Source organism: Enterobacter sp. BNK-34 (assembly GCF_048684445.1).
GTDB classification, from domain to species: Bacteria; Pseudomonadota; Gammaproteobacteria; order Enterobacterales; family Enterobacteriaceae; genus Enterobacter; species Enterobacter pseudoroggenkampii.
Window position 1 is genome coordinate 4,816,462 of record NZ_JBLQUA010000001.1, and the last position, 15,400, is coordinate 4,831,861.

General features: G+C 57.6%; 14 protein-coding genes. 3 read left to right on the top strand and 11 right to left on the bottom strand.

The window, feature by feature from the left end; all coding sequences use genetic code 11:
• Positions 1-403 precede the first annotated feature (403 nt).
• Positions 404-4,291 (bottom strand): phosphoribosylformylglycinamidine synthase, encoded by a 3,888-nt coding sequence (gene purL, locus ACMGG5_RS23610; RefSeq protein ID WP_420278588.1) that lies wholly within the window; start codon positions 4,289-4,291, stop codon positions 404-406.
• Between the two features lie 267 nt (positions 4,292-4,558).
• Between purL and mltF the strand changes: the two genes are divergently transcribed.
• Complete coding sequence (gene mltF / locus ACMGG5_RS23615; RefSeq protein WP_032648672.1) at positions 4,559-6,109, top strand: membrane-bound lytic murein transglycosylase MltF; 1,551 nt, start codon at positions 4,559-4,561, stop codon at positions 6,107-6,109.
• Here mltF and tadA read toward each other — a convergent pair.
• The 4 genes from tadA to murQ are packed head-to-tail and all read right to left on the bottom strand — an operon-like array spanning position 5,997 to position 9,466.
• On the bottom strand, positions 5,997-6,536 hold the full coding sequence (tadA, locus tag ACMGG5_RS23620) for a tRNA adenosine(34) deaminase TadA (protein WP_032645359.1): 540 nt from the start codon (positions 6,534-6,536) through the stop codon (positions 5,997-5,999). The genes mltF and tadA overlap by 113 nt on opposite strands.
• 24 nt (positions 6,537-6,560) lie before the next feature.
• On the bottom strand, positions 6,561-7,196 hold the full coding sequence (yfhb, locus tag ACMGG5_RS23625) for a phosphatidylglycerophosphatase C (RefSeq protein WP_420278589.1): 636 nt from the start codon (positions 7,194-7,196) through the stop codon (positions 6,561-6,563).
• A gap of 3 nt (positions 7,197-7,199) precedes the next feature.
• Positions 7,200-8,561, bottom strand: coding sequence for a PTS transporter subunit EIIC (locus ACMGG5_RS23630; RefSeq protein ID WP_048991362.1), 1,362 nt, complete (start codon positions 8,559-8,561; stop codon positions 7,200-7,202).
• An 11-nt stretch (positions 8,562-8,572) separates the two neighbouring features.
• Complete coding sequence (gene murQ / locus ACMGG5_RS23635) at positions 8,573-9,466, bottom strand: N-acetylmuramic acid 6-phosphate etherase (protein ID WP_420278590.1); 894 nt, start codon at positions 9,464-9,466, stop codon at positions 8,573-8,575.
• Between the two features lie 117 nt (positions 9,467-9,583).
• Here murQ and ACMGG5_RS23640 point away from each other — a divergent pair, with 117 nt between their 5' ends.
• Together ACMGG5_RS23640 and ACMGG5_RS23645 are read left to right on the top strand one after the other, a co-directional pair.
• A complete protein-coding gene (locus ACMGG5_RS23640) occupies positions 9,584-10,432 on the top strand; it encodes a MurR/RpiR family transcriptional regulator (protein ID WP_420278591.1) in 849 nt (282 codons plus the stop codon).
• A gap of 46 nt (positions 10,433-10,478) precedes the next feature.
• Entirely contained in the window at positions 10,479-10,739 is a 261-nt protein-coding gene (locus tag ACMGG5_RS23645; protein ID WP_008502177.1) for a YfhL family 4Fe-4S dicluster ferredoxin, read from the top strand.
• Here ACMGG5_RS23645 and acpS read toward each other — a convergent pair.
• The 6 genes from acpS to lepB form a co-directional block, all read right to left on the bottom strand.
• Complete coding sequence (gene acpS, locus ACMGG5_RS23650; protein WP_008502178.1) at positions 10,736-11,116, bottom strand: holo-ACP synthase; 381 nt, start codon at positions 11,114-11,116, stop codon at positions 10,736-10,738. The two genes, ACMGG5_RS23645 and acpS, sit on opposite strands and share 4 nt — an antisense overlap.
• On the bottom strand, positions 11,116-11,847 hold the full coding sequence (gene pdxJ, locus ACMGG5_RS23655; RefSeq protein ID WP_420278592.1) for a pyridoxine 5'-phosphate synthase: 732 nt from the start codon (positions 11,845-11,847) through the stop codon (positions 11,116-11,118). The genes acpS and pdxJ overlap by 1 nt, the downstream gene beginning before the upstream one ends.
• A 33-nt stretch (positions 11,848-11,880) precedes the next feature.
• Complete coding sequence (gene recO / locus ACMGG5_RS23660; protein WP_048991368.1) at positions 11,881-12,588, bottom strand: DNA repair protein RecO; 708 nt, start codon at positions 12,586-12,588, stop codon at positions 11,881-11,883.
• Positions 12,589-12,605: 17 nt separating this feature from the next.
• A complete protein-coding gene (era, locus tag ACMGG5_RS23665) occupies positions 12,606-13,511 on the bottom strand; it encodes a GTPase Era (RefSeq protein WP_024908621.1) in 906 nt (301 codons plus the stop codon).
• Positions 13,508-14,188 carry a ribonuclease III gene (gene rnc, locus ACMGG5_RS23670; RefSeq protein ID WP_003860711.1) on the bottom strand — a complete coding sequence of 227 codons (681 nt, stop codon included), beginning with the start codon at positions 14,186-14,188 and terminating at the stop codon, positions 13,508-13,510. The genes era and rnc overlap by 4 nt, the downstream gene beginning before the upstream one ends.
• Positions 14,189-14,410: 222 nt before the next feature.
• A complete protein-coding gene (gene lepB, locus ACMGG5_RS23675; protein ID WP_024908620.1) occupies positions 14,411-15,385 on the bottom strand; it encodes a signal peptidase I in 975 nt (324 codons plus the stop codon).
• Between the last annotated feature and the right edge of the window lie 15 nt (positions 15,386-15,400).

Here is a 15,400-nt window from a genome sequence, read left to right on the forward strand (position 1 = left end):
CCTGATAAAGCATCGCTATGATCAGTAGTTGGACGGCAGGCACCTTTTTGTGCGTCATTCGAAGTTTATGTAGCGCGTCCCGAAGGGGCTGACATAAGAAGGTGAATGAGCCACTGGTTAATATTATGCAACACCCGTGCCAGAACGCAAAACAAAATATTAACACATTGAAATATATGATTTTTACTTGTTAAACCTGTTAATTATCGGTTGAATGATTTCCAGGCTAAGTGTCGCTATTAAGCAACACCTCAATGGGAACCTTTACTGCTATATATAAATCAATAAGTTAAATGTCTCCTTTTGGAGACACTCAAACCAGAGGGTTGTCGCGATTTTGCGACAGAGACAAAAAAGCCCGGTAGCGCTCACGCTTACCGGGCCTGCAGGTGTTGCCTAAAACTTAACCCAGCTGTTTACGCGCGTTGCGGAAGATACGCATCCACGGGCTGTCCTCGCCCCAGTTTTCAGGGTGCCAGGAGTTGCTCACGGTGCGGAACACGCGTTCCGGGTGCGGCATCATGATGGTCGCACGACCGCTTTCGCTGGTCACCGCGGTAATACCGTTGGCGGAGCCGTTCGGGTTGGCCGGGTAGGTTTCCGTGACCTTGCCGAAGTTATCGACAAAGCGCAGCGCCACCAGACCTTTGCTCTCCAGCTGAGCCAGATGCGCGGCATCACGCACTTCTACCTGACCTTCGCCGTGGGAGACCGCGATTGGCATCTGTGAACCGACCATTCCCTGCAGCAGCAGAGACGGGCTTTGGGTCACTTCCACCAGGCTGAAGCGCGCTTCGAAGCGGTCAGACTGGTTACGCACAAAGCGCGGCCAGGCTTCGCTGCCCGGGATCAGTTCGCGCAGGTTGGACATCATCTGACAACCGTTACACACGCCCAGCGCCAGGGTCTGCGGACGGTGGAAGAAGGTTTCGAACTCGTCGCGCACGCGGCTGTTGAACAGGATGGACTTCGCCCAGCCTTCGCCCGCGCCCAGCACGTCGCCGTAGGAGAAACCACCACACGCCACCAGCGCCTGGAAATCTTCCAGACCGATACGCCCGGCCAGCAGGTCGCTCATGTGAACGTCGATAGCGTCAAAGCCCGCACGGTGGAAGGCAGCCGCCATCTCAACGTGGGAGTTAACGCCCTGCTCGCGCAGCACGGCCACTTTCGGACGCGCGCCGGTCGCAATGTACGGCGCGGCAATGTCTTCGTTGATGTCGAAGGAGAGCTTCACGTTCAGGCCAGGATCCTGGTCATTGGCCTTCGCGTTGTGCTCCTGATCGGCACATTCCGGGTTATCACGCAGGCGCTGCATCTGCCAGGTGGTTTCCGCCCACCACATGCGCAGCGTGGTGCGGCTTTCGCTGAACACGGCGTGACCGTCTGCTTCAATGACGAAGCGGTCGCCCTGAACGGCTTTACCCAGATAGTGCACGCAGTCTGCCAGACCGTGCTTCGCCAGAATCGCTTCAACCGCGTCGCGATCTGCCGCGCGCACCTGAATCACGGCGCCCAGCTCTTCGTTAAACAGCGCCGCCAGACGGTCTTCGCCCAGCGTTGCAATGTTGGCTTCAACCCCACAGTGGCCGGTGAAGGCCATCTCTGCCAGCGTCACCAGCAGGCCGCCGTCGGAACGGTCATGGTAGGCCAGCAGCTTACGCTGCGCCACCAGCGCCTGGATGGCGTCGTAGAAGCCTTTCAGCTGCGCCACGTCGCGCACGTCGGCTGGCTTGTCGCCGAGCTGACGGTAAACCTGCGCCAGAGCGGTGGCACCCAGCGCGTTGTTGCCTTTACCCAGGTCAATCAGCAGCAGGGCGTTGTCTTCGGTGGAAAGCTGCGGCGTAACGGTATGACGCACGTCTTCCACGCGGGCAAACGCGGTAATCACCAGCGACAGCGGAGAGGTCATCTCGCGCTGCTCGCTGCCTTCCTGCCAGCGGGTTTTCATCGACATGGAGTCTTTACCCACCGGAATGGTCAGGCCGAGAGCAGGACACAGCTCCTCGCCCACCGCCTTCACGGCTTCATACAGGCCTGCGTCTTCGCCAGGGTGACCGGCAGCGGCCATCCAGTTTGCGGAGAGTTTGATACGTTTGATGTCGCCAATCTGCGTCGCGGCGATGTTGGTCAGCGCTTCACCGACCGCCAGACGGGCAGAGGCCGCGAAGTCCAGCAGCGCCACCGGGGTGCGTTCGCCCAGCGCCATCGCTTCGCCGTAGTAGCTGTCGAGGCTCGCGGTGGTCACGGCGCAGTTCGCCACCGGGATCTGCCACGGGCCAACCATCTGATCGCGCGATACCATACCGGTCACGGTACGGTCGCCGATGGTCACCAGGAAGGTTTTCTCAGCAACAGCCGGCAGGTGCAGCACGCGATTAACGGCTTCAGCCACGGTGATGCCCTGGCGATCCAGCGCTTTGCCCGCCGCTTTACGGGTCTGCACGTCGCGGGTCATCTTCGGCGTTTTACCGAGCAGAACGTCGAGCGGCAGATCGATCGGCTGGTTGTCGAAATGGGTGTCGCTCAGAGTCAGGTGCTGCTCTTCGGTCGCTTCACCGATGACGGCATACGGCGCGCGCTCGCGGCGGCACAGCTCGTCAAACAGCGGCAGCTGATCCGCCGCAACGGCCAGCACGTAGCGCTCCTGGGATTCGTTACACCAGATTTCCAGTGGGCTCATGCCCGGCTCATCGCTCAGGATATCGCGCAGGTTGAAACGGCCACCGCGGCCGCCGTCGCTCACCAGCTCCGGCATGGCGTTGGACAGACCGCCCGCGCCCACGTCGTGGATAAAGAGGATCGGGTTAGCATCGCCCAGCTGCCAGCAGCGGTCGATCACTTCCTGGCAGCGACGCTCCATCTCAGGGTTGTCACGCTGCACGGAGGCGAAATCGAGATCCGCGTCAGACTGGCCGGAGGCCATAGAAGAGGCCGCTCCGCCACCCAGACCGATATTCATCGCCGGGCCGCCGAGCACGATCAGCTTCGCGCCGACGACGATCTCGCCTTTCTGCACGTGATCGGCACGGATGTTGCCGATCCCGCCCGCCAGCATGATCGGTTTGTGGTAGCCGCGCAGCTCTTCGCCGTTGTGGCTGTCCACTTTCTCTTCATAGGTACGGAAGTAACCGTTCAGCGCCGGACGACCAAATTCGTTGTTAAACGCCGCGCCGCCCAGCGGGCCTTCGGTCATGATATCCAGCGCGGTCACAATGCGCTCTGGCTTGCCGAAATCTTCTTCCCACGGCTGTTCAAAGCCCGGGATACGCAGGTTAGAGACGGAGAAACCGACCAGACCCGCTTTGGGTTTTGCACCACGACCGGTCGCCCCTTCGTCACGGATTTCACCGCCGGAGCCGGTCGCCGCACCCGGCCACGGGGAGATCGCGGTCGGGTGGTTGTGGGTTTCAACCTTCATCAGGATATGCGCGGGCTCCTGATGGAAGTCATAGCGCCCTGCTTCGCGATCGGCGAAGAAGCGGCCCACCTCGGAACCTTCCATCACCGCGGCGTTGTCTTTATAGGCAGACAGCACGTGGTCAGGGGTTTGCTCCATGGTGTTTTTGATCATTTTGAACAGCGACTTTGGCTGCTGTTCGCCGTCAATAATCCAGTCGGCATTGAAAATCTTGTGGCGGCAGTGCTCAGAGTTTGCCTGCGCGAACATATAGAGTTCGATGTCGTTCGGGTTACGGTTGAGCTTAACGAACGCATCCTGCAGGTAGTCGATTTCGTCTTCTGCCAGCGCCAGGCCGAGACGCAGGTTGGCGTCAATCAGCGCCTGACGGCCCTGCCCCAGCAGGTCTACGCTCTGTACCGGCGCAGGCTGATGGTGAGAGAAAAGCTTCTGCGCGTCATCGAGAGAGGCAAATACGCTCTCCATCATGCGGTCGTGCAGTTCAGCCGCAACCGCCTGCCACTGTGCTTCGCTCAGGGTAGAGGCTTCCACGTAGTACGCCACGCCGCGTTCCAGACGGTTAATCTGGCTCAGGCCACAGTTGTGGGCGATGTCGGTGGCTTTGGAAGACCAGGGGGAGATGGTGCCCGGACGAGGCGTCGCAAGGATCAGTTTGCCGGTTGGCGTATGGCTGCTCAGGCTTGGGCCATACTTGAGCAGGCGTTCCAGCTGTACGCGCTCCTCTGCATTCAGGGGGGCATTCAGGTCAGCAAAATGGACATACTCAGCGTAAATATTGCTTACCGGAAGGTCGGCCGCCTGAAAACGTGCCAGCAGTTTAGTGATACGGAAGGCAGACAGTGCAGGCGAACCACGCAGAATTTCCATCATAAGTCTCTCGTCTTCGAAGCGCCGGGGCGCTTACAGTGTGCGCAAGGGGGGAAAACGGGCGTCATTATAGAGAATCCTGAGCGCCGACGAAACCGTTTGCGTCGAAATAAAATTTGCACAGAGATTTAACAATAGATGTGACCAGTCTCTCTAATTGGTTGCCAAGTGGCGCAAGTTTACGCAAAATGCCGCTCATTCAATGGCAAACCTTATGATTAACATGGCTACAGCAGACTGAGGCAACCGGCGTCGCAGAGAATTAACTAATTGAAAAAATTAAAGATTAATTATCTGCTCATCGGCATTGTAACGTTGCTGCTGGCAGTGGCCCTCTGGCCTTCCATCCCCTGGTTCGGCAAAGCCGAAAACCGTATCGCCGCCATTCAGGAGCGGGGGGAATTGCGCGTCAGTACCCTCAACTCTCCGCTGATTTACAGCGACATCAACGGTAAAATCATTGGTCTGGATTACGAGCTGGCACAACAGTTCGCCGATTATCTTGGCGTGAAGCTTAAAATCACCGTCCGCCAGAATATCAACCAGCTGTTTGACGACCTCGATAACGACGATGCAGATATGCTTGCCGCCGGGCTGGTGTATAACAGCGAGCGCAGCAAAAACTACCAGCCAGGCCCGACCTACTACTCCGTTTCGCAGCAGCTGGTTTACCGCGTCGGGGGCCTGCGCCCGCGTTCGCTGGCCTCGATTGACGATCGGCAGCTGACGATTGCGCCTGGCCACGTGGTGATTGACGATCTGCGTGAGCTCAAGGAGAAGAAATATCCCGACCTGAGCTGGACGGTGGATCCGAAACTCGGCACGACGGAGCTGCTGGAGCAGGTAAAAGACCAGAAAGTGCCCTACACCATCGCCGATTCGGTCGCGATCAGCCTGTTCCAGCGGGTGCATCCTGAAATCGCCGTGGCGCTGGACGTCACCGACGAGCAGCCTGTGACCTGGTTTAGCCAGCTTGATGACGATCAGACCTTCTCTGCCGCGATGCTTGATTTCTTCAACACCATCAATGAAGACGGTACCCTGGCGCGCCTGGAGGAGAAGTACCTCGGTCACGGTGACGACTTTGACTACGTTGACACCCGCAGCTTCCTGCGCGCGGTAGACAGCGTCCTGCCAGATCTGCAGCCGCTGTTCGAAAAATACGCCCAGGAGATTGACTGGAAACTGCTGGCGGCTATTTCGTATCAGGAATCCCACTGGGATACCCAGGCCACGTCGCCCACGGGCGTACGTGGTTTGATGATGTTAACTAAAAATACCGCGCTGAGCCTGGGCGTCAATGACCGTACCGATGCCGAACAGAGCATCAGCGGCGGTGCGCGCTATCTGCAGGATATGATGGCCAAAGTCCCGGAAACGGTGCCGGAAGAGGAGCGGATCTGGTTTGCGCTGGCGGCCTACAATATGGGCTATGCGCATATGCTGGATGCGCGAGCGCTGACGGCTAAAACGAAAGGCAACCCGGACAGCTGGTCAGACGTAAAGCAGCGGCTGCCGCTGCTGAGCCAGAAGCCATGGTATAACAAGCTGACATACGGCTACGCGCGCGGACATGAAGCCTACGCCTACGTGGAAAATATCCGTAAATATCAGATTAGCCTGGTCGGGTATCTGCTGGAGAAAGAGAAAGAGGCAACGGAGGCCAAACAGCTGGCTCAAAGTTACCCGGTCGTGGCGCCGGACGAGCTTAATCGTCCGACAGCTTCAATTCTGCCTTTTGCTGCTTTTTCTGCTGACGGCGCATTCGAAAGAAATCGCTTAATAGCCCCGAACACTCTGGTGCAAGCACCCCGCCGATAGTCTTCACCTGGTGGTTCATCCCCGGGTGACCCAGCACGTCCATCAGCGAACCGGCCGCACCGGTTTTTTCATCCCGCGCACCGAAGACCAGAGTCCCGATCCGGCTGTGCACCATCGCGCCGGAGCACATCACGCACGGCTCCAGCGTCACATACAACGTAGTATCAAGCAGGCGATAGTTTTGCAGCACCAAACCGCCCTGGCGAAGCGCCATGATTTCGGCATGTGCAGTAGGATCGTGGCGGCCAATGGGACGGTTCCACCCTTCACCAATCACCTGGTTATTGTGGACCAGCACGGCGCCTACGGGCACTTCGCCCTCGTCCCAGGCACGCTGAGCCAGCGTCAGCGCATGGCGCATCCAGTATTCATGGTCGAGTTCAGGGTTGGACAACGGTTGATACTCCAGTCGAAAAGCGGGCGGCATTATACACGCCCATTATGGATAAGACTATTCGAGTTGCTGGAGTTCACCTGATGGCGTGACGCGCCAGCGATGCTGGCAAAAATAGAGCAGCGGGTTGTCCTGTTTACTGTCGCTGTAGCCGCTGTACAGGCGCAGCGGCGTACCGATGCGTTTCTCCAGCTGGACCACTTTTTCATGCCCCAGGCAGCGCATCGTCAGCACCCAACCGCCATAGCCGCGGGCAATTTGTGTGGCAATAAGATTCACGCGAGGAAGCCAGGGGGTATCAAAATAGACCTGCTCCACCAGCGTCTGCGGGGAGCCGGTAATCAGCCAGATGTCGGCATCGTTCGCGTCGAGGTAGCCAGTCAGGCGCGCCTGCACCACCGGAAAGGCGGCGACGTGGCCACGGAACCAGTGCGCAAAATCCTTTTCGAGCTGTTTGAGGCGCGCTTCGCTGTGCCCAAAGGTACATCCCCACAGCAGCAGACTCATCGGCCATCGCGCCGCACGGCCTTTCACCAGCTGCGCGATACCGATAACCGGTAAGAGCGGTAGCACGAGCAACGCATTCAGGGGCTGACGCCGCAGCAGGTAACGCATAAACGTACCAAACATATCCTGCTGATGCAGCGTTCCATCCAGGTCGAAAAAGACAACGCGACGCGCGTGATTTGCCAAACCTTACTCCTCTGGATCGTTGAAACCTAACAGCCAGGTAAACAGGAACCCGGCGATCACCGCTACTAAATAGCCTAACAGATAGAGCATCACTTTTCCGGTCACGATGGTTAATGCCAGCGGTAAACCGGAAAGCCCAAAGGTGATAACGGTGGCGACCTTCCAGTAGCTGATCAGTGCCCCACCTACCGCACCGCCCAGACACGCCGCGAGGAACGGTTTACCCAGCGGCAGCGTAACGCCGAAAATCAGCGGCTCGCCAATGCCGAGCAGTCCAACCGGGAGTGCGCCTTTAATCACTTTCTTCAGTCGCGCGTTGCGGGTTTTCATCAGTACGGCAATCGCCGCGCCGACCTGCCCCACGCCCGCCATCGACAGGATAGGCAGCAGCGCGTTATAGCCGTGCGACTGCACCAGCTCGACGTGGATCGGCACCAAACCCTGGTGCAGGCCCGTCAGCACCAGCGGCAGGAAGGTACCTGACAGCACCGCCCCCACTAACAGGCCGCCGCGATCAATCGCCAGCGACGCGCCGTGGGCGATGGCTTCAGAGATCCACCCGCCTAACGGCTGGAGGGCCACAATCGCTACGCTACCGGTAATCAGCGTGGTCAGCAGCGGGTTGAGGATAAGCTCAATCGAGCCGGGCAGAACCGCGCGCAGCCTTTTCTCGATCCAGCACATCAGGATGACCACCAGCAGCACGGCGATCACCCCGCCGCGCCCGGGCTGGAGCGCCTCACCAAACAGCGTGATCTGCGCCAGCTGCGGGCTGGACAAGATGCCCGCCATCACGCCGCCCATGGCCAGCGATCCGCCAAACACCTTCGCGGTATTCACCCCGACGAGAATGTTCATGATGGCGAAAACAGCGCTGCCGAAGATCCCCAGAATCCCCAGCAGGTTCGGATACTGCGTGGCGAAATCCCCCACAATATCCGGCCGCTTGAGAATATTGATGATCCCGGTGATCAGGCCTGAGGCAATAAACGCCGGGATCAGCGGAATGAAGACGTTTGCCAGCTGACGCAGCGCATCGCTCATCGGGGCTTTGTATTTGGCCTTTGCCTGCGCTTTGGTGCGCTCCGCATCGTCAATCGACACGCTCGCGCTAACGCCCATCAGCGCTCGCATGGCATCGACAACCTGCGCCGCTTTCCCCGGCCCGACGATCAGCTGATGCTGCTGGCCCTGTTTCACGTAGCCGCTGACGCCGGACAGTTGCTTCAGGCGCGGCACGTCAAGCTGGTCGTCGTTATGCACCTCGACGCGCACGCGCGTCATGCAGTTTTCGAGACGCTGAATATTTTTTTCCCCACCGATCCCCTGCAGGATACCGCTGGCGAGCGCTGCTGTTTTGTCCATACACGCCTCTGTTAGTTTTCTAATGCCGCCCGTAAGAAGCCGTTATGCGCATCGAGTTTGGCTCTGGCGCTTGCCGCATCCAGCCCGCTTAAGATCATCAGAATGGCCGGTTTAACATCGTGATCGGTCTGCTTGAGTACCGCTTCTGCCTCTTCACGTCCTGCGCCCGTCGCCTCCATCACCATGCGGCAGGCTCTGTCCACCAGCTTGACGTTGGTGGCCTGCATATCCACCATCAGGTTCTGATACACCTTGCCGAACTTCACCATCGCGCCGGTGGAGATCATATTGAGCACCAGCTTTTGTGCGGTCCCGGATTTCAGGCGCGTGGAGCCGGTGAGCGCTTCCGGCCCAACCACCGGAGAGATAGCGATAACGGCCACCTGTGCAATCGGGGAGCCTGGGTTACAGGAGATGGCGACCGTCGTGCAGCCGGTCTGGTTAGCGTATTCCAGCCCGCCAATCACGTACGGCGTGCGCCCGGATGCCGCCAGCCCGACCACCAGATCCTTTGCCGTCAGATTCAGCGCCTTCAGGTCATCCTCGCCCAGCTGTTTGTTATCTTCCGCCCCTTCAACGGCTTTCAGCAGCGCACCGGGTCCACCGGCAATCAGCCCAACCACCAGACCATGCGGCACCCCAAAGGTTGGCGGGCATTCTGACGCGTCCAGGACCCCAAGACGCCCGCTGGTGCCCGCGCCCATGTAAATAATGCGTCCACCGGCCTTGAGGGATTTCGCCGCCGCATCGACCGCTTTCGCCACCTCGGGTAATGTCTCTTTCACAGCCTGCGCGACCAGCGTATCCTGTTGATTAAAGCGGTGAACCAGCTCCAGGGTGGAGAGCGCATCCAGATCCATGGTTTGCGGGTTACGCGTTTCAGAAACAAGTGAGCCAAGATTCATTTTTGTACCTCAAGAATTTTTAATTCATAATAATCACACTATAATGGAATATAAAATTCATTCAGGCGAGCAAAATCCGTATTTGCGCAGATAATCACATTTTCGCCAGGAGACCGTATGAACTGTTTAATTCGCATTCGCCAGCGCTACGCAGGCTTTGCCCAAAGCGACAAGAAGCTGGCGGATTTTCTGCTTTCTCAACCCGATCGCGCGCGCCATCTCAGCTCGCAGCAGCTGGCGAGTGAGGCCGGCGTGAGCCAGTCCAGCGTAGTGAAATTTGCGCAGAAGATTGGCTTTAAAGGGTTCCCCGCCCTCAAGCTGGCGATCAGTGAAGCGCTGGTCAGTAACCCCAACCCGCAGTCCATGCCGGTGCATAATCAGATCCGCGGAGACGATCCGATGCGGCTGGTCGGCGAAAAGCTGATCAAAGAGAACGTGGCGGCCATGCATGCGACGCTCGATGTGAATACGGAAGAGAAGCTGCTGGAGAGCGTGGCGATGCTGCGCGGCGCGCGGCGGATCATTCTGACCGGCATCGGCGCGTCCGGGCTTGTGGCGCGTAACTTTGGCTGGAAGCTGACAAAAATTGGGCTTAACGCCATCGTCGAGCAGGATATGCACGCCCTGCTGGCGACCGTACAGGCGATGGATCCTGACGATCTGCTGCTGGCGATCTCCTATTCCGGCGAGCGCCGCGAGATCAACATGGCCACCGATGAAGCGCTGCGCGTCGGCGGTAACATTCTGGCGATCACCGGTTTTACGCCGAATGCCCTGCAGCAGCGGGCCACGCGCTGTTTATATACCATTGCCGAGGAGCAGGCCACGCGCAGCGCGGCTATCTCGTCCACCAGTGCACAAATGATGCTGACGGACCTGCTGTTTATGGCGCTGGTGCAGCAGGATCTGGAGCGTGCGCCCGAACGCATTCGTCACAGCGAAGAACTGGTAAAGAAACTGGTTTGACGCGTATAATGCCCGCCCAGTTTGTGTTGTTTCTGAGAATTTCCTGATGGCGCTGTTAATTACCAAAAAATGCATTAATTGCGATATGTGCGAGCCCGAATGCCCAAACCAGGCGATTTCGATGGGCGACAGCATTTATGAGATTAACAGCGACCGCTGCACGGAATGCATCGGCCACTATGAAACGCCGACCTGTCAAAAAGTGTGCCCGATCCCGAATACCATCCTGAAGGATCCGGCACACGTCGAGAGCGAAGAGCAGCTGTGGGATAAGTTTGTCCTGATGCACCACGCGGACAAGCTTTAACTTTCGATGATCACCGTTGCGCTGGCATAGTGGCGTTCATCGGCGATCGTCACGTGCACGTGATTCACCCCCAGCTTTTCTGCCAGCTTTTGCGCCTCACCCCATAAGCGCAGGCTTGGCTTACCCAGCTCATCGTTAAACACTTCAAACTGGTTGAACGCCAGACCGTTACGAATTCCGGTCCCGAAGGCTTTGGCGGCCGCCTCTTTTACCGCAAAGCGCTTTGCCAGAAAGCGCACCGGCTGCTGATGCGCTTCCCAGATGGCCCATTCGTTATCGCTCAGCACGCGTCTCGCCAGGCGATCGCCGCTACGGGCGATCACCGCTTCTATGCGGGCTATTTCAACGATATCGGTGCCTAAGCCCAGAATGGCCATTACTGACGCGCTTCCTGCATCAGGCGTTTCATTTCTGAAACCGCCTCTTTCAGGCCGCTCATCACCGCGCGGCCAATGATGGCGTGGCCGATGTTCAGCTCGTGCATTTCAGGCAGGGCGGCAATGGCTTTCACGTTGTGGTAGGTCAGGCCGTGACCGGCGTTAACCTTCAGCCCCAGGCTCGCCGCGTAGGTGGCCGCTTTAGCAATACGCTCCAGCTCTTTGGTCTGCTCGGCATCATTTTTGGCATCGGCATAGCAGCCGGTGTGGATTTCGATATACGGTGCGCCCACGTCGGCTGCCGCTTTAATCTGGGTGAAATCGGCGTCAATAAACAGCGAAACCAGGATACCGGCATCCGCCAGACGTTTGCAGGCATCGCGCATTTTGTCGAGCTGACCGGCCACATCCAGCCCGCCTTCGGTCGTGACTTCCTGGCGTTTTTCCGGCACCAGGCAGCAGAAATGCGGTTGGGTCTCGCAGGCGATGGTCAGCATCTCTTCGGTGACCGCCATCTCCAGATTCATACGGGTGTCCAGCGTCTGACGCAGAATGCGCACGTCGCGGTCAGTGATGTGGCGACGGTCTTCACGCAGGTGAACGGTAATGCCGTCGGCGCCAGCCTGTTCAGCGATAAACGCCGCCTGAACCGGATCGGGATACGCCGTGCCGCGCGCATTACGCAGCGTGGCGATGTGATCGATATTGACGCCTAACAGTAATTCAGCCATGACAATCCTCGGTTTTCTTTTCGATTCTGTGGTCTAACGTTTCGGTACAAACTGCCTGAATAATTCGCGGCTCTTTAAGGGCTTGCCGCCAAGATACGGCTTGAGGGCAATCCGGGTAAAGCGTTTTGCTGCGCGCAGGGTATCCTGATCGGGAAACTCGCGCTCATACAGCGCCCGGAGCTGGCGCCCGGTAAAGGTGCTGTTGTCTATCACGATACTGGCAATGAAGCCCTTTTCTTCGCGGTAGCGGTAGGTCATGGTGTCTTCCACTTCGTCACCGCTGCCCGCACAGTGCAAAAAATCGACCCCGTACCCAAGATGGCCCAGCAGCGCCAGTTCAAAACGACGCAAGGCGGGTTCGGGCGTGCCGGTTGCGCCAGCCAGCGACTGGATACAGTGCAGATAATCGAAGAAAAGTTCAGAGAAGCGAGTCTCATGCTCAAGAACCCGTGAGATGAGTTCGTTGATATACAGGCCGCTGTAGAGCGTGATGCCAGAAAGAGGAAGCGCCAGAGAGACGGCTTCGGCACTGCGCAGGGTTTTGACTTCCCCTCGCCCGCCAAAGCGAACCAGCAGAGGCGTGAAAGGCTGTAGGGCACCTTTCAGATTAGAACGTTTGGAACGTGCGCCTTTCGCAACCAGGCGCACGCGACCCGACTCTTCCGTGAAGACGTCCAGCATCAGGCTGGTTTCGCTCCAGGGGCGACTATGCAGGACGAAAGCGCGCTGCCATCCATCCATATGCTCGTCGTCTTAAGTTACTGGTCTTCGCCGTAACCGAGGCTGCGCAGAGCACGCTCATCATCGGCCCAGCCAGATTTCACTTTCACCCACAGTTCGAGGTGAACCGGCGCTTCAAACATCTCCTGCATGTCCTTACGGGCTTCAATGCCGATGGTTTTGATTTTGGCCCCTTTGTTGCCGATCACCATCTTCTTCTGCCCTTCGCGCTCAACAAGGATCAGGCCGTTGATGTCGTAGCCACCGCGCTCGTTGGTCTGGAAACGCTCGATCTCCACCGTTACAGAGTACGGCAGTTCAGCGCCCAGGAAACGCATCAGCTTTTCACGGATGATTTCAGACGCCATAAAGCGCTGAGAGCGATCGGTGATGTAGTCTTCCGGGAAGTGATGAATCGCTTCCGGGAGGTGCTTACGCACGATGCCCGCGATGGTGTCCACGTTCAGCCCCGTCTCCGCAGACAGCGGGACGATATCAAGGAAGTTCATCTGGCTACCGAGCCACTGCAGATGCGGCAGCAGGTCGGCCTTTTCCTGCACGTTATCAACTTTGTTGACCGCGAGGATGACCGGCGTTTTGCCGTCACGCAGCTTGTTCAGCACCATCTCGTCGTCCGGCGTCCAGCGGGTGCCTTCCACAACGAAAATCACCAGCTCTACGTCGCCAATCGAGCTGCTCGCCGCCTTGTTCATCAGGCGGTTGATGGCACGCTTCTCTTCCATGTGCAGGCCCGGGGTATCGACGTAGATCGCCTGATACGCGCCTTCAGTATGGATGCCAACGATGCGGTGACGCGTGGTCTGCGCCTTACGCGAGGTGATAGAAATCTTCTGCCCAAGCAGATTATTCAGCAGGGTGGATTTGCCGACGTTCGGGCGCCCGACGATGGCAATAAATCCGCAATAGGTCTTTTCTTCGCTCATTCCAGCTCCAGCATTTTTAACGCCTGTTCGGCGGCAGCCTGTTCAGCCTTACGACGGCTTGAACCTGTGCCCACCACCGGTTCACTCAGGCCACTGACCTGGCAATGGATGGTAAATTCCTGATCGTGCGCTTCGCCACGAACCTGCACCACCAGATAAGATGGCAGCGGCAGATGACGACCCTGCAAATATTCCTGCAGACGCGTTTTCGGATCTTTTTGTTTATCGCCCGGGCTGATTTCGTCCAGACGGGTCTGATACCAGTTCAGGATCAGCTTTTCTACGGTCTGGATATCGCTGTCCAGGAACACACCACCAATTAATGCTTCGACCGTATCGGCAAGAATAGATTCACGACGGAAGCCGCCGCTTTTCAGTTCACCCGGTCCAAGACGCAGACATTCGCCCAGTTCAAATTCGCGCGCGATTTCCGCAAGGGTATTACCCCGAACCAGCGTGGCACGCATGCGGCTCATATCACCTTCATCCACACGCGGGAAACGATGATAAAGCGCATTCGCAATCACGAAACTTAAAATAGAGTCGCCTAAAAACTCGAGACGCTCATTATGTTTGCTGCTGGCACTGCGGTGGGTTAATGCCTGTTGCAACAACTCCTGATGATGAAAAGTGTAGCCCAGCTTCCGTTGAAGCCGATTAATTACGATGGGGTTCATGCGATACCAATAAATGAATGCGTCAAAAATGCAGCACACGAAACCGACCTGAGAAAACCAACGCGGTTTCGTGTGCCGTGGCACCCTTGCAGGGCCAACCTTAAACTTCGGGGGAATATTCTATACACAACGACAGGGGATGTCGTTAGTTCGAAGAGATTTATCGGTGAAATAATTCGTGTAGCCGCTTTAATTAGCGGCTACACGTTCATTTAGTGAGAATTAATGGATTCCGCCGATACGACTCAGGCGAACACCGGTCGGCCATTCGCCTTCCTGTTTCTCAAAACTCATCCAGATGGCGGTGGCTTTACCGACCAGATTCGCTTCCGGCACAAAGCCCCAGTAACGGCTGTCCGCAGAGTTATCGCGGTTGTCACCCATCATGAAGTAATGTCCTGGCGGTACAATCCAGCTCGCCAGCTGCTGGCCCGGCTGGCGATAGTACATACCCAGCTGATCCTGTGCGATTGGCACGGTGAGGATCCGGTGCGTCACATCGCCCAGCGTCTCTTTGCGCTCCACCAGACGAATGCCGTCCTCTTTGGTTTCACCTTTCGGTACCTGGAAGAATCCGCTGGTCGCTTCGCCGCCGTTACGACGGGCGAAGGTCTGCACAAAATCACTTGGCTCAACGTTTGAGTAGGTGATTGGCAGCGCGTTTTCGCATGCGGTACCGGAGCTGCAGCCCGGCTGAACGGTGACTTCTTTCGCAACCGGATCGTAAGTCACTTTATCACCCGGCAGACCTACCGCGCGCTTGATGTAGTCCAGGCGCGGATCTTCCGGATATTTGAACACCACGATGTCGCCACGTTTCGGATGACCGGTTTCGATCAGCGTTTTCTGGTAGATCGGGTCTTTAATGCCGTAGGCAAACTTCTCTACCAGAATAAAATCACCAATCAGGAGCGTTGGCATCATTGAACCTGATGGGATCTGGAACGGCTCGTAAATAAACGAACGTACCACCAGCACAATCGCCAGCACCGGAAATACCGAGGCACCCGTTTCCAGCCAGCCCGGTTTCGGGCCGACTTTCTTCAGGGTTTTCGCGTCAATCCCATCGCCAGTGGCTGCCTGTGCGGCAGCCTGACGTTCACGACGTTTTGGGGCGAAGATAAACTTATCCAGACACCACAGCAGACCTGTCACCAGGGTAGCAATGACCAGGATCAGGGCAAACATGTTCGCCATGCCAACTCCTTAGGG

Coding starts and splice junctions, on each gene's coding strand:
- ACMGG5_RS23630 (WP_048991362.1), bottom strand. CDS start 8,561: ATGGACAAAACAGCAGCGCTCGCCAGCGGTATCCTGCAGGGGATCGGT.
- purL (WP_420278588.1), bottom strand. CDS start 4,291: ATGATGGAAATTCTGCGTGGTTCGCCTGCACTGTCTGCCTTCCGTATC.
- recO (WP_048991368.1), bottom strand. CDS start 12,588: ATGGATGGATGGCAGCGCGCTTTCGTCCTGCATAGTCGCCCCTGGAGC.
- tadA (WP_032645359.1), bottom strand. CDS start 6,536: ATGCCGCCCGCTTTTCGACTGGAGTATCAACCGTTGTCCAACCCTGAA.
- ACMGG5_RS23640 (WP_420278591.1), top strand. CDS start 9,584: ATGAACTGTTTAATTCGCATTCGCCAGCGCTACGCAGGCTTTGCCCAA.
- era (WP_024908621.1), bottom strand. CDS start 13,511: ATGAGCGAAGAAAAGACCTATTGCGGATTTATTGCCATCGTCGGGCGC.
- pdxJ (WP_420278592.1), bottom strand. CDS start 11,847: ATGGCTGAATTACTGTTAGGCGTCAATATCGATCACATCGCCACGCTG.
- rnc (WP_003860711.1), bottom strand. CDS start 14,188: ATGAACCCCATCGTAATTAATCGGCTTCAACGGAAGCTGGGCTACACT.
- acpS (WP_008502178.1), bottom strand. CDS start 11,116: ATGGCCATTCTGGGCTTAGGCACCGATATCGTTGAAATAGCCCGCATA.
- lepB (WP_024908620.1), bottom strand. CDS start 15,385: ATGGCGAACATGTTTGCCCTGATCCTGGTCATTGCTACCCTGGTGACA.
- ACMGG5_RS23645 (WP_008502177.1), top strand. CDS start 10,479: ATGGCGCTGTTAATTACCAAAAAATGCATTAATTGCGATATGTGCGAG.
- murQ (WP_420278590.1), bottom strand. CDS start 9,466: ATGAATCTTGGCTCACTTGTTTCTGAAACGCGTAACCCGCAAACCATG.